Raw genomic sequence first — 20,463 nt, forward strand, 5'->3', positions numbered from 1 at the left:
CTCATGAAAGCCATCGTTATCACCAAGCCGGGGGGCGCTGAAGCCCTGGAAGTTTGCGAGGTCGAGACCCCGGAGCCGGAAGGGGACCAGGTCCGGATCCGGGTCCGGGCCGCCGGCCTGAACCGGGCCGACCTGATGCAGGCCCGGGGAAGCTATCCCGCGCCCCCGGGCGCTCCGGCCAACATCCCGGGGCTGGAGTACGCGGGTGAGGTCGATAAGCTTGGCCCCAATGTGGTTGGGCCGCTCAAGGTCGGCGATCGTGTCTTCGGGATCGTGGCCGGGGGCGGACAGGCGGAATACGTCCTCAGCCACGAGCGCATGGTCGTGCCGATCCCCGCGAACCTCGATTTCGATCAGGCCGCGGCCGTCCCCGAGGTTTTCATGACGGCCCATGATGCGCTGGAGACGCAAGGGGGCGCGAGGCCTGGCGAGCGCGTCTTGATCCATGCGGTCGGCAGCGGCGTGGGATCGGCGGCGGTCCAGCTCGCCCACGCCATGGGCTGCATCGTCCTGGGCACGTCGCGCACGGCCGACAAGCTCGAGCGGGCGAAGGAGTTGGGCCTCGACGTGGGGATCCACTCGACCTCGGAAGACCTGGCCGACGCCGTCAGCCGGCACACCCACGGTCAGGGCGTCGATCTCATCATCGACTTGCTGGGCGCCGTCGCGCTGGCGGGCAATGTGACCGCCCTGTCGACCTGCGGCCGGCTCATCGTCGTCGGCTTACTGGGCGGCGGATCGGCGTCTATTGATCTCACGACACTCTTGCGCAAGCGGATCCGCCTGATCGGGACCACGCTCCGGGCCCGCCCGCTGGAGGAGAAGATCCTCGTGACGCGCGGGTTTGCCGATCGTGTCGTCCCCTGGCTCGAGCGCGGCCTCGTTCGACCGATCATCGATCGGGTCTTCGGCCTAGACGACGTCCGGACGGCGCAGGCCCGGCTCGAATCCAATCATGGTTTCGGGAAGATCATCCTCCGGCTCTAGCAGGCCGTCGTCGATCTTGAGAACACCGTCCTGGATTTCGAGGACCAGGTCGTCGGGGGTGATGAAGCGACGGTCATGGGTGACGACCACCAGGGTCGTCTCCCGCTGGACTTGCAGCCGGCGGAGGATCCGGTAGATCTCATCCCCCGTCTTCGAGTCCAGCTCGCCGGTCGGTTCATCGCCCAGCACGAGGATCGGATCTTTGATCAAGGCGCGAGCGATCGCAACGCGCTGCTGCTCCCCGCCCGACATCTGGTAGGGACGGTGGTCGAGCCGATCGCCCAGACCGACGTCTCTGAGCAACGCTTCGGCCCGGACCTTCAACTCGGGCGTCATCCCGCGCGGTAGGAAGGGAACCAGCACGTTCTCGACGGCCGTGAGGTTGCTGATCAGGTTGAACGACTGGAAGATGAACCCGACCCGATCGCGGCGATACGCGTTCTGCTCGGCCTCGGACATCGTGGTCAGGTCTTGCCCCTCGACCAGGATCGACCCGGAGGTCGGGCGATCGAGAGCGCCGAGCAGGTAGAGCAAGGTGCTCTTGCCCGACCCGGAGGGGCCGACGATAAACGCGAATCGCCCCTTGGGCACGTGACAGCGCACCCCGCGGAGGGCGTCGACCGTACGATCTCCGCTTCGATACGACTTCCGCACGTCGACCACGTCAATCATCGCTCACCTTGCTCATCCCTTCGATCAGTGCGACCCCACCCGGATCGCATCCATCGGCACGAGCCTCGCCGCTCGCCAGGCCGGATAAAGACCACCCAGTGTTCCCGTGACGACCGAAAGCGTGACGCCCAGCACGTAGAGCCAGGCCGGAATCGACAGCCGAACTCCCCCCTCGACGAACTGGTTCGCCACCATCGTCCCCACCAGGGCCAGGACGCAGCCGACGATCCCCGAGAGCAAGCCGAGATAGGCGCTCTCGAGCGTCACCAAGGTCAGGATATTTCCCTGAGACCAGCCGTTGGTCCGCAACACGCCGAATTCGACGAACCGCTCGGTCGTGCTCATCAGCATCGTATTGATGATCCCGACGACCCCGACCAGGAGTGCCAGGCTGACGGTCATCATCAAAAACTTGTCGATCTGGCCCATCATTGAGCCGAAGTTGGCCATGAACTCAGACATGCTCCGCGCATCGACCTGCGGCAATGCCTTCTCGATGGCCTGCGAGACCTCGTCGTTCTCCGTCGACTCCTTGGTTTCGACATAGTAGCTCGAAACCATGTCCTTCGAGACGCCCATGAGGTCTCGGGCCATGTCGATGTCCATCACGATCACGACGTCCAGGAGCATAGAGCCTGTGTCGTAGATGCCGACGACGTTGAACGGCCGGCCACCGATCTGGAGGGTATCGCCCACCTTCCTCAGCTTCCCATCCGCCGTCGGGTAGTCTTTGGCCAGCTTCTTGCTGATCACGACATTCGGCTTGTTCTTGTCGGCGGGGACCAGGTACCGCCCCTCGCCGTTGCGTTCTTTCATCGCGCGCGGATAGACGGCGCTTTTCAAATCTTGATGAGCCACGATGTCCTGGCCCTGAATCACCGGTTGGTCGAGGATGCTTTTCGCGCCTCCACCCCCCATGAGCTTGCTGAACATCGTTCTTCCTTCGATGTTCGGCGCGACCTTCCAAATCTCGGGGGCGACCACCCGAACGCCGGGAATCCCGCGGAGCTTCACGGCGAGATCCGCCTCGAGGTCGCTAAAGACCGGACTCGGCGAATTCTCGCGGAGGACCATCACCCCTTCGACCCGGCTGAGGGTGTCCCCGACCAGATTCCGCATCCCCTGCGAGACGCTGAACAGGCCCATCACACCGAGAATCGGGATCGAGAGGCCAATCAACGCCAAGATCGTGCGTAACGGGCGAGTCAAGAGGTTGCGCCAGGCAAACGAACCCATAGGCTCCGTCCATCCCTTTCAAAGGTGAGGGGCCGAACTCCTGAGCCGGTCGCAATCAATGCTTCAGGGATCGATTGATCGTCGGCAATTCATCAAGGCAAAGGTTTACGGCTCGCCCGGTTCAGATCCGAAAGGACGAAACCCACCCAGCATGCTCCAAGTCTCACAGCATTTGCGGATTATAGCTAGTCCTCCGGCGGAACCAAAGGGGACTTCGCTCGTGTCGCCTCTCCGCACCCGTTCGTCGGCTTCCGCCTCGCGAACCAGCCCTTGAGCCCGCAACAAGCGCATCCGGCGTCGCCCAGAAGGTGCGATCGAACGACCGAACCGCCCAACTTCCTGCAAAATCATACGTTATGCAACCGAAATCCGGGCGGCGGCCCGTATCGCCCCCTCATCACCTTGTCCTCCACGGGCCCTGTTAGAGCCCGGGCACTCGAGCAAGATGGCCCCGTGGATCGATGCGTTCTGCCTGTTCGGAAAAATCATGGGCGGTGTGTGTAAGCGGACCGGCTGCGTTACAATCCGAAACTCCTTGCGTGGATGATCTCCCTCGAAGTCGGAACACGGGTGTGCTCATGAACGGGCGAATCTTGCGCTGGTCGATTGTGGGTGTGACGTTGTTGGGGTGCGCGACAAGTTCGGCGAGAGCCCAGCCGACCTTCAAGAAGCCTCCCAGGTATGAGCCGACCGCGGAAGAGAAGGGGAAGATCGAAACCGGACTCGCCGCACTGACCAAGGCGATCGCGGACCTTCCGCGGGGTGAAGGAGCGCAGCGAGACGTCTTCGCCGACGTCGCGGTCTATCAAAAAGCCGTCGATTGGACCCTCCGCCACAACGAATTCTTCGCCAAGAAGGATGTCGCCGCGACATTGAGGGTCATCGACCGCGGCCTGGAGCGAGCCCGGCAGTTGGCCGACGGTCAGCGCCCCTGGACCAGCGCATCGGGCCCATCGATTCGCGGCTATTTCTCCAAGGTTGATGACTCGGTGCAGCCCTACGCCCTGATCGTGCCGCCGAACCTCGATAGCCAAGCGGCCGCCGCCGCCGCCAACCGCCGCCTTCGGCTCGACGTCGTTCTGCATGGCCGTGGCGAGACTCTCAACGAAGTCAATTTCATCCAGGCTCATGACGGCAAGGCCAGCCCGGCCGACACCGAGGCGGCCGCCGGCGGGATCCTCGTGCTCCACGTCTTCGGCCGGACGAACAACGCCTATCGCTGGGCCGGTGAGACTGACGTCTTCGAGGCGATCGCGGCCGTCAAGCGAAACTACTCCATTGATGATCGGCGGATCGTGCTCCGCGGCTTCTCGATGGGAGGGGCAGGGGCCTGGCATCTCGGGCTGCATCACCCGAGCGTCTGGTCGTCGGTCGAGGCGGGCGCGGGGTTCTCCGAAACCAAGAACTACGCCAAGCTCAAGGCGATCCCGGACTATCAGACCAAGGCGCTTCGGATCTACGACGCCGTCGACTACGCGGGCAACGCGTTCAACGTCCCGATGGTTGGCTATGGCGGCGAGGACGACCTTCAGCGCCAGGCCTCAGTCAACATCGAGGAAGCCCTCAAAACGCTGGGCTACTCCTTCAAGACCGAAGGCCTGCTCACCCGGGGCGAGGGCATCGACTTTCTCCGCGTGGTCGGGGCCAAGATGGGGCATAAGGTGGATCCGGAGAGTGCCAAGATCCTCAAGGACTTTCACGATGAGCATGCCAAGCAAGGGGTGAATCTCAACCCGAAGCAGATCCGCTTCGTGACCTACACCCTGAAATACAACCAGGCCGCCTGGTTCTCCGTCGAGCAACTCGAGGAGCATTACCGTCGCGCGATCGTCGAGGCCGAGCTGAAAGAGAACGTGGCGATCGTGAGCAAGACCGAGAACGTCGCCGTGCTCGGGGTCGAACGCCACGCCGCCGAGTCGATCCGCCTGGGTGGTCAAGAATTCCCGCTCGAGGGGGCGGTTCAAGGCCTGCTCCCCTACGTCTACTTCCAGCGGGACGGCGACGAATGGAAGCAGCTCGACTACGACGCCTCACGCCGTTTCCAGGAAAACAGCGAGCGCGGCAAGCGGCGGAACCTCCAAGGCCCCATCGACGACGCCTTCAGCGGCCCCTTTCTGTGCGTGCGCGGGACCGGCAAGCCTTGGAATCCCCACGTCCAGAAATGGGCGGACGCCCGCCTCGACCAGTTCGCCAATGACTGGAGGCGCTGGATGCGGGGGGAAGTCCGGATCAAGAAGGATACCGAGGTCACCCCCGAAGACATTGAAACCAGCCATCTCGTCTTGTTCGGCGACCCAGGCTCGAACAGCCTGCTCGCCCGGGTCCTGGACCAACTACCCCTGGGATGGAGCCAGACCGAGGTCAACCTGGCGGGCCAATATCGGGCGGACAACCACGTGCCGGTGCTGATCACGCTCAACCCGCTCAACGCCCACCGCTACCTCGTGGTCAACAGCGGCCACACGTTCGGCGCCAAAGAGTTCACAGGCACCAACGCCTTGCTCTTTCCCCACCTTGGGGATTACGCCGTCATCCAGATCGACGGCGAGAACGGCCTGACGCAAACGTCCGGCTACTTCGACGAGATGTGGAAGCTCCCGACCAGGAGCTCCGCAAAGTAATCCGCTCCCCAACCCGCTTCATTCGGTCACAGCCCCCAGTGAAAGGGGGCTGCGGCCCCAGGGGCGTAAAGCTTCGCCCAACCCGACATAAACACATCACCGCTTCACGATCAATCAGCGGTCAGAATCCGATTTTCCCGTAGGGTGGGCACGGCCCACCATCCCGATCTCCTTGCCAAATCGTTGGTTAAGATGGTGGGCCGTGCCCACCCTACGGGAATTGTTAGGCCGACGATGATGCCGTGAGCGATTCCAGGCCAATCCCATCCCACAAAAAAACGCCGGCCCCTGAGGGAGCCGGCGTTTCGTGAATGCTGTTCGGGATGGGTGAACCTCACGAGGCCAATCCCATCCAGCAAAAAAAAACGCCGGCCCCCGAGGGAGCCGGCGTTTCGTGAGTTCAGCTCGCGGATTCGTCACCGGCAGGTTCCGGTGGCGTCGGAGCAGGGGCCTCCTGAGCGGGTGCGGGCGGAGGCGTGGCCTGCGTCTGCTGCTCAGCGCTGGTGTCGGTCGTAAGTGGGGTTTCCCCCTCAACCGGTTCATCGACACGCGCCTGCCAGAGTTGCTTGAGCTGGCCGAAGCTGCGGAGCGGGACGCTTCCCGCCAACGCGTCTTTCGACAACGGCGGCGGCGGCGGGGCCGGCTTCGACGGACGGGTCGGCTGAGTCGGCCGAGGAGGCTGCTGAGCCCGCTCGAACCGGCCGGGGCCGCCGCCATGTGAAGTCCGAGGTCCACCACGTCCGGGGCCACCTTGTCCTTGGCCAGGACGGAACCCACCCGGTCGGTGACCCGACGGTCCCTCAGGACGACGCGCCGGGGCGCCTCCCCCTGGAGCACCAGCACCAGCCGGCTGCGAAGCGGGCGGGGCCGATCCCTCTCGACGCGGAGGACGGCCGGAGCCGGCTCCTCGTCCTTCTTGCCCTTCCGGTGCTCCGCGGCGACCGCCACCACCACCAGCCCTGGCTTCCGATCCGGGTCCGTGTCCCCCTCGGGGACGCTCGGTGCCCGGCTTGACCATCGTCAGGGAGACCCGCTTCCGCTCGTGGTCGACCCCCATGACCCAGGCCGTCACCACGTCGCCGACGCTCACCACGTCGTGCGGGCTCTTGATGTAACGGTTAGCGAGCTGGCTGATGTGAACGAGGCCCGAATCTTTGAGGCCGATGTCGACGAAAGCGCCGAAGTCGACGACGTTCAGGACGGTGCCCTTGAGCTCCATGCCCGCGGTCAAATCTTCGAGCTTGAGCACGCCCTTCTTGAAGATCGGCTTGGGCAGGTCATCACGCGGGTCGCGCTCCGGCCGGGCCAGGGCCTCGAAGATATCGTGCAGCGTCGGCTCGCCCACTTCGAGCTCGCGTGCCAGGGTCGGCACGTCAGCCTCATTCAGCTTCTCGTGCAAGGCGGGGAGCTGGGCCTTGTCGCGAACCACATCGGGAGCGAAGCCGAGCTTCTCGAGCAGCCGGGTGGCCACCTCGTAGCTCTCAGGGTGGATCCAGGTCCGATCGAGCGGATGCTCGCCGTCCCGGATCTTCAAGAATCCGGCCGCCTGCGTGTAAGTCGCCGGCCCGATCCCCTCCACCTGGGTCAACTGCTCGCGGGAGGTGAACGGCCCTTTCTCTTTGCGGTAGTCCACCAACCGGCGGGCGGTGAGCTGATTCATGCCTGAGACGTGCCGCAGGAGCGGGACGCTCGCCGTGTTCAGGTCCACCCCCACGAAGTTCACGCAACTGGCGATCACCGACTCCAGCGACTCTTTCAGTTGCTTGGAGTTGATGTCGTGTTGATAGAGGCCGACCCCGATGCTCTGAGGTTCGATCTTGACGAGTTCGGAGAGCGGATCCTGGAGCCGTCGTCCGATCGAGATCGTGCCGCGGAGCGTGGCGTCGAAGTCAGGAAACTCTTCGCGACCGACCGGGCTGGCCGAGTACACGCTGGCTCCCGCCTCGTTGACGATGACGTAGGTCAACTGGGCGAGCTGAACGTCGGCCGCATGCGGCTTCGGCGGCATCGGCACCGGCTTCGGTCGGGGCGGGCGAGGCTGCTGTGACTGCTTCTGCCCCCGCTCACGCTTGGTCGGGGCAGCCGGAGCCGGAGTCGGCGCCACGGCTGGCGTTTCGGCCCCTTCCGGTTGAGCTTGAACTTGAGCTTCCACGGCGGCCGGGGCTTCGCTCTCCGTCGCCGGGGCCGGCACTTCGGCTGCGGCTTCGGCCGGCGCGGGGGCCGGGGTCGGCTCGGTCGCCTCAGGCGTGGTGGCCTGAGCCGCCACTTCGCCCGCCGGAGTGGCTGGCGCTGATTCTTGGACCGGGGCCGGGGCCGGTTCCGATGACGAAGCCTCGGGTTCGATCGATCGCTCTACCTCAGAGGAGGGGCCCGATTCAGGAGCACCACCCGAGATCGGCGGCAAGGCTTCGGCCGGATTGCCGAAGGTTGCCCCCGGAGCGACGTCCGGACCTTGGTCCGCACCGCTTTCCGAGGTTTCCGAGTCAGAAGATCCCTCGGCGGTGATGGCCGCCGATTCGTCGACCGCATCGGCCGGGGACGCTTCGGTCTCTTCCGCACTCTCCTCAACGACCGCCTCGTCCTCGTGAGCGGAGTGCTCCGGAGCCGGCGCGGTGTTCGGAGTCACGGGTGCCCCGGGGAAGTCGGTCACGCCGGGATTCTCATTAAAGAAAGTTCCCTCGGCGATGACTTCGGCAACAAGTTCTTCCGTCTCGCGGCAGGCGCTCTGGTTGCCGATGGCGATGACCCCCACCTGATGCCGCCCCACCAAGTCCTTCAGGAAGAGCTTGGCCTCGGAGCGGCGATTCTGGGGAGGATGGGGGTGGATGACCCCATGTTCCAGAAGGGTGCCATGGCCGTCGAGCACCGCAACCTTGCATCCGGTCCGAAATCCAGGGTCGATCGCGAGAACGACCTGCGAGGGAATCGGCGGCTGCAGCAAGAGGCTGCGGAGGTTGCGAGCGAAGACGTCCACCGCGTGCCGTTCGGCAAGGTCGGTCAGGTCGCGGCGCACTTCGCGTTCCATGCTGGGCATCAGCAGGCGATCGAGTGCGTCGAGGGCGGCCGAGTGAAAGAACTCGGAGTGAGGATGACCTTCCAGGGGAAGCTGCGAGCAGGTCGCCGCTTCCACTTCAGGGCGCGGGACGTCGAGCTTGACCTTGAGCGGGCCTTCCTTGTCGCCACGATTGATCGCCAGGACCCGGTGCGGCGGGATGTGCGAGATCGGCTCGGAGTAGTTGAAGTAGTCGCGGTACTCGAGGCCTTGCCCTTCCGGGATCTCGGTCTTCGAGGTCACGACCTTGCCGGTCTTCCACACGACGCGGCGGACCGCATCGCGTACCGGGGCCATTTCGCTGATCGCTTCCGCCAGAATATGGCGGACCCCTTCGAGGGCCTTCTCGGCGGAGTCGATCTCTTTTTCGGGATTGATGAATTCCGCGGCAGCGGCAGTCAGGTCGGTGAGGGTCTCGTCGCGGTTCCAGATCCGCAATGCCAGCGGTTCCAGTCCTCGTTCGCGAGCTTCCGACGCCTTGGTTTTCTTCTTCGGCTTGAAGGGGAGGTAGAGGTCTTCGAGCCGTTTGGGATTGTCGGCCTGGCGGATGGCGGCAGCGAGATCATCGCTGAGCTTGCCTTGCGCTTCGATCGTTTTGAGGATCGTTTCTTTGCGCTCGGCGAGTTCTCGGAGGCGACCTACGCGAAGTTGGATCTCCCGGATCGCCACCTCGTTCAGGTTACCGGTCCGCTCCTTCCGGTAGCGAGTGATGAACGGCACCGTGTTGCCTTCGTCGAGCAACAGGACGACGCTCTCCACCTGCACGCGCCGGATCTGAAGGTCCTGCGCTATCCGGCCCAGGTCGACCTGAATCGGGGTGTCCATGGAGGCTTTGCACCTAGATGAGAAAAGACGGCGACGACGAGGCGGAAATGAGTCCGCCACCGCGTTCTGAAGTCGCGGTAAGAGCGCGCGGGGCAACACCCCTAGTCGGAACAGTTCGGCCAATTTAGAGGATCATAGTGTCTCTGTCAAGCCAGCTCAATTCGATCCTGCGCTGCGAATTCTCTGCGACGCTTGACCGTCTCGGAGGGCGACAACACTCTGGAGGACATAGGTAAACTTTTCGGCACTGTTCCAAAACGCCACACGGCGGCCGACCCAGGCCCGTCCTGAGGACGCCGAGGGGGGGAATTTGAAACCAGGGGCCCGCCCGTCAGGTACTGCTGGGCAACCTGTCCCTTCACGGTGCGAACGCCGTGTGCCTAGCGTCCGGCAAGCGGATCCGGGGCATTTCCCACTCTTTTTGTTCGAGCGGAGATCGATCCATGAAGGCGTCACGCTTTGTTCCCTTGATTGCGGTTCTTGTCCCGCTCCTGGCCGCCGCGGCCGACGATTCCTCCAAAGGGGATCTCGCCAAGTTTCAAGGTAAGTGGAAAACTTCGATCGGGCCGGAAAAAAATATTGCGCTGACGGTCCAGTTCAAGGGTAACGCCGTCACCGCCTCGGCCTCCACGCCTGACGGCCAATCGTTTGAGCTCAAGGGGGAGATCAAGCTCGACGAGTCGGCCAAGCCGTTCAAGACCATCGACTGGGTAAAGTTTACCGGCCCCGATGGGAACGATTCGCCTGACAACAAGGGCGTCTACGAAGTCGTCGATGCCGACACCATCAAGGTGTGCAATGGCGGCCCAGGCAATGATCGCCCGACCGAGTTCAAGGAAGGTGACGGCGCGGAAGCGCACGTGATCATCCTGAAACGAGAGAAAGACTGAGAGTCCGTCTCGTAAGTTCAGGGAAACCGAAAATTGAAGGCCGTTTGGGTGCCACGGGTTCCGTACTCGGAACCCGTGCGCGCCAGGCCAAGGCATTCCCGCATGGGTTCCGAGTACGGAACCGCATGGCACCCAGCAGATCATTCAAAAGCTCCCGTGGGATTCACCTTCTGGGACAGACTCTGAGCCTTGCAGCTTGCCGGGCTTCCCATGCCCGCGTCAGCCTGAGATGGATAATTAGGTAGGAAAGCGAGCCTCTTCGGAGCCCGTGCGGCGCTGGCCAAAGCGTTCCCGCACGGGTTCCGGCTCGGAACCGAGGGTCTCCCAGACTCCGCTCCAACACAGCTTAAAGGGATGCATCGCTCACCGATCCCCGTGGTAGGCCCGGCGCGCCTCCGCCCAATCCACCGCGGGCTTTGGCGGGGCCACGTTTTCGATTGCCACCATTCCCGAGTTGGCCGGCGGATCGCCAAGCGGTGGCGGGTGGCGATGAACATTCAAAGCGGTTCGGTTAAACTCGCCTTCACCATGTCCGGCGCGATGGAAGTCTGGGACGGCCAAGTCAGTGCAGTCCAGCACGTGGTTCCCGCGTCCGAAGCGCCCTGGAGAAGACGACCGTTGCATCCGTTTGAATTGATCCGAGAGCGGCTTGGGCCCCATCGAGACGCGTTGCTGAATCATCCGATCTACCAGGAAATCGACCGCCTGGAAGCATTACAGGTGTTCATGGAGCACCACGTCTATGCGGTCTGGGATTTCATGTCCTTGCTCAAGGCCCTGCAACGACAGCTCTGTTGCGTCGACATCCCGTGGTTGCCCGCCGAGGACCCGAATGGTTGTCGACTCGTCAATGAGATCGTTCTCGCCGAGGAGAGTGATGAAGACGGGCAGGGGGGGTTCGTCAGCCACTTCGACCTGTACCACCGCGCCATGATCCAGTGCCGGGCGAAGACCAGCTCGATCGACGCTTTCCTGAATGAGCTTCGCCAGGGCCAGACCATTTCGGCCGCCCTCGATTCGCCTGTCGTTCCCGAGTGCGCCCGTCGATTCGTCCAGCAGACGTTCCGCATCATCGAGGAAGGGAACCTTTGCGCCATCGCCTCGGCGTTTACTTTCGGCCGAGAAGACTTGCTTCCCGCGGTGTTCCAACGCATCGTGAACGAGTTGAACAGGAAAGAGGATGGTGGGCTTGAAGACTTCAAGTACTACCTGGATCGGCATATCGGACTCGACAGCGAAGAGCATGGCCCGATGGCGAACCAGCTCCTTCACTCCCTCTGTGGCTCTGATCCAGCGCGTTGGCAACTCGCCGAGCAAACCGCGATCGATTGTCTCATGGCAAGACGGGCGATGTGGGACGGAATTCTCGCCGTCATCCAAGCTGAGAAGACACGGGTCTCGCCTCAATAAGGTCGAGCGTCATGGATAAGCGACAGATCAGAGTCAGCAAATACCTGGCAAAGTACCTTCGTCACGCGCCTGAGGAACTCGGCCTGACCCTCCAACCGGGCGGGTGGGTGCCGGTGGACGACCTGCTCGCCGCCGCCGGGAACCACGGCTTCCCGATCAGCTACGACGAATTGATCGAGTGCGTGGAGTCGAACGACAAGCAGCGCTACGCGATCGACGCGACCGGAGATCTGATCCGTGCCAACCAGGGCCACAGCGTCGCGGTGGACCTGCAATTGGAAGAGCAGGCGCCGCCCGAGGTGCTCTACCACGGAACCGTCGAGCGGTTCCTGACGTCGATCCTGGCCGACGGCCTGCACAAAGGAAAGCGGCACCATGTCCATCTGTCGAAGGACGTGGAGACGGCGACGAAGGTCGGGGCAAGGAGAGGACGGCCGGTGATCCTCAAGGTCGCGGCCGGAACCATGCACCGAGACGGCCACACGTTCTACCTCTCGGCCAACCGCGTCTGGCTGACGGCATCCGTTCCGCCCGCTTACTTGTCAACCGACTGATGCGATGGCGGCCCCTCCCACCGACCATCAATCGGATATCATGACCTCAAATACACAGATGCGTCCGAGTGCTCCTGAGGACGACGCCCCGCATGCCTGACCGCACCATCGCCGTCGGCGACATCCACGGTTGCTCGGCGGCCTTCGACGCCCTGATCAACGCCATCCGGCCCGGCGATGGGGACACCGTCGTGACCTTGGGTGACTACATCAACCGGGGTCCGGATAGCCAAGGCGTACTCGCCCGGCTCATCGACCTGGGCCATCGTTGCCGCCTGATCCCTCTACTGGGCAACCATGACCAGAAGCTCCTGGAGGCCCGCACGGGCCTCCACCCAACGACCTGGCTGGGCATGGGCGGGATCACCACGCTCGACTCATACGGCCCCGGCCGACACATCGCCCTCATCCCCGACGAGCATTTTGCGTTCCTGGAGCGTTGCCTGGACTATCACGAGACTGCCAGTCATATTTTCATCCACGCCAATTATGCCCCTGACCTCCCGATGGCCGAGCAGTCCGTCGCCATGCTGCGCTGGGAGTCGCTACGAAACACGACCCCCGGCCCCCATGCGTCAGGCAAGTTGGTCATCGTCGGCCACACCTCACAAAAAACCGGCGAGATCCTCGACCTGGGCCACTTGATCTGCATCGACACTTGCTGCCATGGCGGCGGGTGGCTGACCGCACTGGAAGTTGGCACTGGGAAGATCTGGCAAGCAAACCGGCGAGGGAAGTTACGCCAGGCTTGAGAGTTCCGAACTCGCCGAGCGAGCCGAACCGCCCCGCCAAATCGACCCGGCATGACTTCAAAACCGGTCAATCGGCAATGTGTCTCTGAACCAACCCGGCAGGACAACGACCGAATAACCGGGGAGCCGACGCTGCGTCCAAGCTCCCCGAGCGAACGCGCCACGTTCTGCCTCGGGAACGGGGAAGATTCCTCACGATCCTTGCGGGCGTCCCCACCGCTAGGATGCGGGCGTCTCGCCGGTCGGCAACCAGGCACCCCGTCTCGGCCTGCATCCAGGCCGCGAACGCCTCCCCTCGCACATCATCTCCCCGGATCGGCAGTTCGGTGGACCCAATAGCTCCGGTTTCAGAAAGACGAAAGATCAATGACTACCCCGAGCACCGTAATGAGACCTTGAATCACGCTGGAAGTTCAATCGCCAATCACTTCCGACCAAGACCCGGGAAAAAGATCCTCCAACCTACGCACCGTCCTGCACATCCAGGCCATGGGAGGGAAGCCGGTGAATAGCGCCTCGTTCTCGGAGTTGATCGCCTTGCGATCGAGCGCCCTGATCATCCGTTTCCTGCGTTCCTCTGACGGCTCGGCGAGGAGAGCCAACCCGTCCTCCCAGGCTTCTTTGCGGGCCCTCGTGTAGAGCACGTCCGAAATCATCTCATCGAGCCGACCTGCCAGGATGTCCTCGAAGGTAACGAGTCGGCTGTACTTCCTTGCGATCATGTCCTGGATGTCGTCCAGTTCGGTCGTGAACAGCTCATAGGTCGTCTCGTAGTCGTGGAACCGCTTGTCGAGATCGCGGTCGAGGCCCGCCTCACGCAGGGTGATCGGAAGGTCGAACACGACCCGCGGGATGATCTGGAGGGCGATGTCCTGCACGACCATCGTGCGGCCCGTTCTGACCGCCTCGAAGGCGAAAGCCCAGCAGCGCGGGATTTCGGTGGTCCGCCCGGCAAGGTAGTTGTCGAGGCATTTGAAAAACCGATCGGCGAACAGGAGGTCCAGCCGGGTCATCCATTCGGGGTCCTGGAAGCCGCCCGCTTCGACCATCTCTTTCACCTTGATGGTGATCCGCTGGTAGACTGTCGGGTAGATGGAGAGGCGACTACGCTCCCTGTCGAACCGGTCGATGATCTCTCCCAGCCTTGCGATCACCTCGTCGAGGCTTGCAGGCGGATCGGTTGCGAGCCCCCTGACCGGGGCTCCGGCTATCTGGATCATTGCTGTCCGCTCAGTGAACCGCAACTCGTCGAGCGTCAGCTCGGTCACCCGCAAATCGGTTCTGGCTAGAGCCATCGTCGAGGTTTCTTCCCACCAAGGCTTCATCTGCTCGATCGCTCTCAGGGCGTCGATAAGCCATGGGACCGGGGTATTCGGCGAGAGGATCATTCTGGCGGTCAGCTTTGAACTTCGCTCGATGGATTCCTCGAGTTGAGCTCTCGACGCCTCTGAATCCCCTGTGGCCAGGGCCACGCCCATACTCCACGCGTTCTCGCGGGCCGCCTCAAACGAGAACCCCGTAAAGTGCTCGTCCAGGTTCCCGAGCAAGCGGTCGAGGATGCCAAGCCCGCTCGCGTAAAGGGCAGCGATTCGATCCTGCACGACTCCCGTCGCCACGTGAAGCGCGTCATTGACCGCCCTGTGATCCTGGTACTTCGATTCACGATTCGGGGCGACGCCAACCTCCCTCAGGGAGTTCGGAAGGTCCCGGTTGATGTGGGCGTTGATTCCGAGCATCAGATCCTGGATCACGAGCCCCACGCCCGAAACAGACGTGTCGAACGCCATCTTCCACGCATCCGGGACGCTGAAACGGTCGCCCCGCCCGTAGGCCTCAAGGGCCTGGCGATAGAGGTTGGCGAACGAAAGAACGTAACGCTCTACCCATTCGTTATCGTTAAACAGACCCGACCCTATCCGCCGTTGAAGCTCTCGAGTGATGAGGATGTAGGCCGAGACGAACACGCCGCGTCGGTCGCGCCGGAGAATAAAGACAGACTCCAGTTCCGTGAGCCCGTCGATGACCTCCGGGATCGTCGTGTAGGGCGGCCCGATAGGAAGATCGTTGGCAATAGACATGCTCGGCATATTCCTGTTCAAAATGTCATGAATCGACGTTCTTGGCAGAGTACCAGTTAAAGCGAGGCGCCGCCAGAGACAGCTTGCGGCGACGAGCCGACCGGCCAAGGCTCCGTAAGCCCTTGAAGAATGCAGTTCGGAAAACCCCACATTGGGCAGTGGCGGAGCGGGGTGATCACCGATAAGATGTATGATCTCTATTGGTGCCTTAAAATCATAGAGACGCGAACGGGAGATATTATTTTGCCATACATTCAACAATACGATTCAATCCCCTTAGACAAGCCTGCCGAGAAAGTGGCGATTGTCAGTCGCTGGATTCGAACGGAATGGCGGCCCTTCTTCAAGGAGTTGCGCGAATTGCGGCCCGTATTCCCGACTCCGGCGTTCACACTTGTTACGCGCTACCGTGATGTTGTAGAAGTGCTCTCGCGGCCCGAAGTATTCTCGGTTCGGCTCTACGCTCCAAAGATGGATCCCGTCGTAGACGGCCCGTTCATGCTCGCCCGCGACGAGACCTCGACCAACTGGGTCGAGAAATCCATAATGCGAACGATGCTCGTTCCAGCCGACTTACCGCTAGTTCGCCAGTTGGCAGGCAAGATAGCAGACGAGTCACTCGATAGGCACGCTCGAGAAGGTCGAATCGAAGTAGTCAGGGAACTCGGGCGACTGGTGCCTATCCGAATCTGCGGCGACTATTTTGGTTTCCCCGGGCCAAATTTGGAGACGATGTACCGATGGTCCAGGGCGACGCAATCGGACATGTTCAAAAATTTAGCCAACGAGCCCGTCGTGCATGAAGCGTCTGTTCGGGCGGGAGAGGAGATGCGGACCTATCTCTCCGAACTCCTCAAGAAAAGGCGAGAACGGGACGATCGCAAGGGGGCTCACGGAACCTCGGCAACAGATTGCACGGAAGGCCCAAGCCAAACGGGGGACATCTTTGAGAGATTGATCAGGACTGAGTTCGCGCTGGAGATTCCCTTCGATGATACGAGGATTATTGCCAACATGGCTGGCTTGCTAATTGGGGCCGGTGAAACGACCTCGCAGGCAATCGTGCAAATCTGCGAGCAGATACTACGACGACCTGAAGTTCTCGAACCAGCATTGGTGGCGGCTCGGTCTGGAGACGACACTCAATTCGATGCGATCGTGTGGGAGGCCCTTCGGTTCAACCCGATTAACCCACTGCTGTTCCGAATCTGTGAAAGGCCGACTGAGATCGCATCGAGCACAGACCACGCCGCAGTGATTCCAGCAGGGACCGTCGTATTTGCTTGCACTTCATCAGCGATGTTTGATGAGACTGCATACCCTAACCCGGAGGAATTCAATGCCCAGCGACCTCGTGATTTGAATCTCCACTTCGGCTATGGGCACCACCTTTGCCTGGGCAATCTGCTCGGAGGTGTCATGGTGCCCGAGGTGGTCAAACGAGTGCTGCTGCGGCCCCAAGTACATCTTCTTCCTGGAGACGAGGGAAAGATCGACTATCAAAATGGGCCATTTCCCGAGCGGTTTGTCATTGCCTTCGGCTGATGCTTTGAGCGTACAGACCGGGATTCATACCACCCATTTACAGGAACTCCTAAATGGCATCCACGAAGGCCAGTTCTAACACCGCGAAAAGCATTCAAGTGCCACTGATCTCACACCCACTCAATCCTGCGGCCCGGAGGAGCAAGGATCGGGACGGACTAATAAACCGCATCGAATCCTATGTACTGACCCATTTTGGGCCAATCTGGGCGCTGATACAGGCAGTGCCTCCGCTGCGGCGACGAACAAACCGTTGGTTGATCAATCGGGCAATTTACAAGACCAAGACCCGTCCGTATCCCTTCAGCACAATGTCAGACTTCACTTCTTGGGACTCATTGACGGACCGAAGCTATTCGGACCGACACTTACCATCGGCTGAGTTGCCCGGCGGTCCCCTTCCCCCAATTGAGGAAGTTCAAGCTCTGTTTCAGCGTCGCGGCGAAACAACTCTTTCGCCGAAGTCTTCATTGCTGTTTTCCTATTTCGCCCAGTGGTTCACTGATGGATTTCTCCGAACGGACCGCGTGGACCCCTTAAAAAACACTTCGAATCATGACGTCGATCTAAGCCCGCTATACGGATTGTCGCGTCGGATTACACCTTTGCTTCGCGCGAAGACGGGAGGCCGATTAAAGAGCCAGCAGATCAACGGGGAGGAATATCCGCACTATTATTATCGCGACGGCCGTCCTGCGGACGAGTTCATTGCGGAATGGGGTGAACTCCCGATCATAGTGCCTGACTGGCTTGAACAGTTCCCCGACCGCAAGGCGACACTCTTTGCCTTCGGCGGAGAAAGAGCCAACGTTCAAATCGGTTACGTCATGCTCAACACGCTGTTCCTCCGGGAGCACAATCGAATATGCGGAGTCCTTTCCCATGAGCATCCCGACTGGAACGACGAGCGACTTTTCCAGACCACTCGCAATATAACGATCGTCCTACTCATCAAGCTAGTTATTGAAGAATACATAAATCACATTACACCATACCACTTCAAATTTCAGGTTAATCCCCCAATTGGCGGAAAGGAGAGTTGGTACCGTACCAATTGGATGACCGTTGAGTTCAATTTGTTGTACAGGTGGCATGGACTGATCCCGGACAAGGTCGTAATTGGCGATCAGATGTTGCCGATGGAGCAAACGCTATTCAACAATCCCATCGTGACGTCCATTGGGCTTGGCCCCCTCTTCGACGCCGCTAGCCGTCAGCCCGCAGGCGAAATCGGTTTGTTTAATACCCCCATTTCTTTGATGGAAACCGAGAAAGCGAGCATTCAACATGGTCGCTTAGTCGGATTGGCCAGTTACAATGACTACCGCGAGCGAGTGAGTTACCCACGCGTCACTCGCTTCGACCAAATCACTGGAGATCCCGAGCGGCAGCGAGCCTTGGAGCGACTTTACGGTCATGTGGACAGAGTCGAGTTCTATGTCGGCCTCTTTGCTGAAGATGTCCGGCCCAATGCTGCTGTCGCGGCATTAATCGGACGCTTGGTCGGCATCGACGCATTCTCTCAGGCGCTTACCAATCCGCTCTTGGCTGAGAACGTTTATAATGAGAAAACGTTCACGTCTACGGGCTTGAGTATTATCGAGTCAACTCGCAGCCTTTCGGAAGTCCTTCAACGAAATATCCCACCTTCAAAGACGATGTATGCTGCATCTCTGACACGACTCGACTGGCGAAGAATTCCATCAAATTTTTAAGGAGTTGGTTCTCGATTGCTTCGGCCTAGCTGTTGTGATGCCGGCAATCCCCCGCCTTCCGGTATCCCACCGCCTCAGTCTCGGCCGCAGTCTTGAACGCGACTCGGCTCTTTTCGCTCATCGCGCCCGCGTCCCGACAGAATACAGTCGGCGGCCATACACCCAAATTGGGCAAACCAGGAGACTTAAGCAAGCTACAATGACTCGCGAACAAGTTCACAGTTTTGCTAAATTCCTCAGATTTCCCAATTAAAGTGTATGGTCACGGTCGAGGTCGCCCAGAGGCGAAGCCGTCTCTTCGTAGAAGCGGACCTCGTCCTTCGGGGATAACTACCGCCTTGCGGATGCGAAGCTCTGTTTCACTCACCTGCTCAATAATCACCTTAGCGTTGGCAAACGCCTTGGGAAGGCTGAGCCGGCCTTTGGAGTCTGTCGATTGCATTTCCATGTCCATACCGCCCCTTGAACGGCATCAATTTATCCTAATTTCACCATAGCTCGTTTTCAACAACGTGCTCAAGTGGAATGCTCCCACCAGAAAGAGCACCCGAGTATGGCCGAATCGGGCGTTGATGCTTCTTGAGTGCCTGGTTTGAGCCCCCCTCGCGATCATTGCCCTGATCGCAAACAATTCGTTGCTCTATGCCGGCAAAAGACCTGCTCAACGGCCAATGGTTCGGCCTCATGCCGCTCGGGGTCGGTCTCATCGGCCAGCACCTGTTCGTCCTGGGGTGACTCAATCGGGCGGGCGTAATCGACATCGACCGGCCGTACGAGTAAATTCTCCGTCACCGACAAAATCATCAAGGGGATACGCCATGACTGGGGTTTATCGAGGTCTCTTCCTTTCATTGCCGTTGCTGCTCTGGGGTCACGGCGCAGGGGCGCAGTCAGAATTATCCCACTTGAAGCGATCGGACGCGCCGCATGTCGACGCGACGCCTCGCTCGTCGGTGGCTGACACTCCTGCGCTAGCCCTCGCCCTTGAATCGCAGCCAGGCCCTCAGCCCCGGCGGGATACGCTCAAAACGAGTCAGCCTGATCGCGTCGAGTATGAATGGGTCCCAATGACCATGGACGCGAAATTCCGCCCTCGCGACGGGGCGGGGGCGCTGACCTTTCGGGGGCGGATGTGGCTGCTTGGCGGCTGGAACAGCCAGGACCTCGTGAATTTCCCGCGACATTGCATCAATGAGGTCCATAGCTCGCGCGACGGCATCGAGTGGACCCTCATCAAACCAAACACCTTTATCTCAGGACACAGTCTTTTCAAACCGAACGAGAACTGGGAAGGCCGACACACGGCGGGTTACGTAGTCCTGAACGACAAAATGTGGATCATCGGAGGCGACGTCAATCAGGGTCACTATCATTACGACGTCTGGAATTCCGAGGACGGAAAACGATGGAACCTCGTGAATAAGGAGACGCCCGTCCCATGGGGGCCTCGCGCACTCCATCACACGGTGGCCCACAACGGGAAGATCTGGATCCTCGGCGGGCAGACCGTGCCGCAATTTGCCTGGTGGAAAGAGGAATTCTATCGCGATATCTGGAACACAGATGATGGCATCCACTGGAACAAGGTCGAGCCGAAGGAACCATTCTGGCCACAGCGAGGAATGATCGGCGGAAGTGCGGTTTTCCGAGGTCGGATCTGGGTCCTCGGGGGAGGCACGTATGATACGCCCGCCAGGCCGCAGCGGCTCTACTACAACGACGTCTGGAGTTCGGAGGATGGGATCTCCTGGACGCAGCACACGGCTTCAGCTCCCTGGGCGCCTCGCCAATATCACGATGTGGCCGTCTTCGACGATCGCCTCTGGGTGCTGGAAGGCTTCAACGAGAAAGGGGGAAACCGGAAGGACGTCTGGTATTCGGAGGACGGTTCACAATGGACCGAGGTCCCAAATACCCCCTGGGCGCCAAGGCATGCGGCGAGCGTTTTCGTGCACGACGGAAGCCTCTGGATGGTCGCCGGCAACAACATGCAGGCCGACGTCTGGCGTTTGAAGAGGAAAACACCTTGAACGACTGCCATTCCTGAGCTCGACTGATGCAGATTCGTTTGGTCTACGCCGCCGGGGCCAATGCATAGAACAGAGTGCCCGATAGCGTCTGATGCC

At 61.0% G+C, this 20,463-nt stretch carries 13 protein-coding genes; 9 read left to right on the top strand and 4 right to left on the bottom strand.

The annotated features are described in order from the left end of the window. The first annotated feature begins 3 nt into the window (after nucleotides 1-3). Nucleotides 4-987: an NAD(P)H-quinone oxidoreductase gene (locus V5E97_RS02290; RefSeq protein WP_406697669.1), complete on the top strand. Its 984-nt coding sequence runs from the start codon at nucleotides 4-6 to the stop codon at nucleotides 985-987. Here the strand turns inward: V5E97_RS02290 and V5E97_RS02295 are convergent. Continuing rightward, complete coding sequence (locus tag V5E97_RS02295) at nucleotides 913-1,659, bottom strand: ABC transporter ATP-binding protein (RefSeq protein WP_406697670.1); 747 nt, start codon at nucleotides 1,657-1,659, stop codon at nucleotides 913-915. The two genes, V5E97_RS02290 and V5E97_RS02295, sit on opposite strands and share 75 nt — an antisense overlap. A gap of 24 nt (nucleotides 1,660-1,683) precedes the next feature. Next, nucleotides 1,684-2,895 (bottom strand): ABC transporter permease, encoded by a 1,212-nt coding sequence (locus V5E97_RS02300; protein WP_406697671.1) that lies wholly within the window; start codon nucleotides 2,893-2,895, stop codon nucleotides 1,684-1,686. 578 nt (nucleotides 2,896-3,473) lie between these two features. Between V5E97_RS02300 and V5E97_RS02305 the strand changes: the two genes are divergently transcribed. Then, nucleotides 3,474-5,516, top strand: coding sequence for a hypothetical protein (locus tag V5E97_RS02305; protein WP_406697672.1), 2,043 nt, complete (start codon nucleotides 3,474-3,476; stop codon nucleotides 5,514-5,516). Between the two features lie 400 nt (nucleotides 5,517-5,916). Here the strand turns inward: V5E97_RS02305 and V5E97_RS02310 are convergent, their stop codons facing one another. Beyond that, on the bottom strand, nucleotides 5,917-9,393 hold the full coding sequence (locus tag V5E97_RS02310; RefSeq protein ID WP_406697673.1) for a Tex-like N-terminal domain-containing protein: 3,477 nt from the start codon (nucleotides 9,391-9,393) through the stop codon (nucleotides 5,917-5,919). Nucleotides 9,394-9,836: 443 nt separating this feature from the next. Between V5E97_RS02310 and V5E97_RS02315 the strand changes: the two genes are divergently transcribed. The 4 genes from V5E97_RS02315 (at nucleotide 9,837) to V5E97_RS02330 (ending at nucleotide 12,999) form a co-directional block, all read left to right on the top strand. Next, complete coding sequence (locus tag V5E97_RS02315; protein ID WP_406697674.1) at nucleotides 9,837-10,283, top strand: TIGR03067 domain-containing protein; 447 nt, start codon at nucleotides 9,837-9,839, stop codon at nucleotides 10,281-10,283. A gap of 489 nt (nucleotides 10,284-10,772) precedes the next feature. Continuing rightward, nucleotides 10,773-11,693, top strand: coding sequence for a DUF3050 domain-containing protein (locus V5E97_RS02320; RefSeq protein WP_406697675.1), 921 nt, complete (start codon nucleotides 10,773-10,775; stop codon nucleotides 11,691-11,693). Between the two features lie 11 nt (nucleotides 11,694-11,704). Continuing rightward, nucleotides 11,705-12,247: an RNA 2'-phosphotransferase gene (locus tag V5E97_RS02325; RefSeq protein ID WP_406697676.1), complete on the top strand. Its 543-nt coding sequence runs from the start codon at nucleotides 11,705-11,707 to the stop codon at nucleotides 12,245-12,247. A gap of 92 nt (nucleotides 12,248-12,339) precedes the next feature. Then, a complete protein-coding gene (locus tag V5E97_RS02330) occupies nucleotides 12,340-12,999 on the top strand; it encodes a metallophosphoesterase family protein (RefSeq protein WP_406697677.1) in 660 nt (219 codons plus the stop codon). 413 nt (nucleotides 13,000-13,412) lie between these two features. Here V5E97_RS02330 and V5E97_RS02335 read toward each other — a convergent pair whose 3' ends face one another. Then, entirely contained in the window at nucleotides 13,413-15,077 is a 1,665-nt protein-coding gene (locus V5E97_RS02335) for a DUF5995 family protein (RefSeq protein ID WP_406697678.1), read from the bottom strand. Nucleotides 15,078-15,248: 171 nt separating this feature from the next. On the opposite strand from V5E97_RS02335, the gene V5E97_RS02340 reads away from it, so the two are divergent. From V5E97_RS02340 to V5E97_RS02350, 3 genes are all read left to right on the top strand, one after another. Continuing rightward, entirely contained in the window at nucleotides 15,249-16,622 is a 1,374-nt protein-coding gene (locus tag V5E97_RS02340; RefSeq protein WP_406697679.1) for a cytochrome P450, read from the top strand. Nucleotides 16,623-16,675: 53 nt separating this feature from the next. Continuing rightward, a complete protein-coding gene (locus V5E97_RS02345) occupies nucleotides 16,676-18,337 on the top strand; it encodes a peroxidase family protein (protein WP_406697680.1) in 1,662 nt (553 codons plus the stop codon). A gap of 818 nt (nucleotides 18,338-19,155) precedes the next feature. Beyond that, nucleotides 19,156-20,367, top strand: a complete 1,212-nt coding sequence (locus V5E97_RS02350) for a Kelch repeat-containing protein (RefSeq protein ID WP_406697681.1) — start codon at nucleotides 19,156-19,158, stop codon at nucleotides 20,365-20,367. Nucleotides 20,368-20,463: the final 96 nt, after the last annotated feature.

Origin of the sequence: Singulisphaera photorubra, assembly GCF_045290345.1 — a bacterium.
Taxonomy (GTDB): Bacteria; Planctomycetota; Planctomycetia; order Isosphaerales; family Isosphaeraceae; genus Singulisphaera.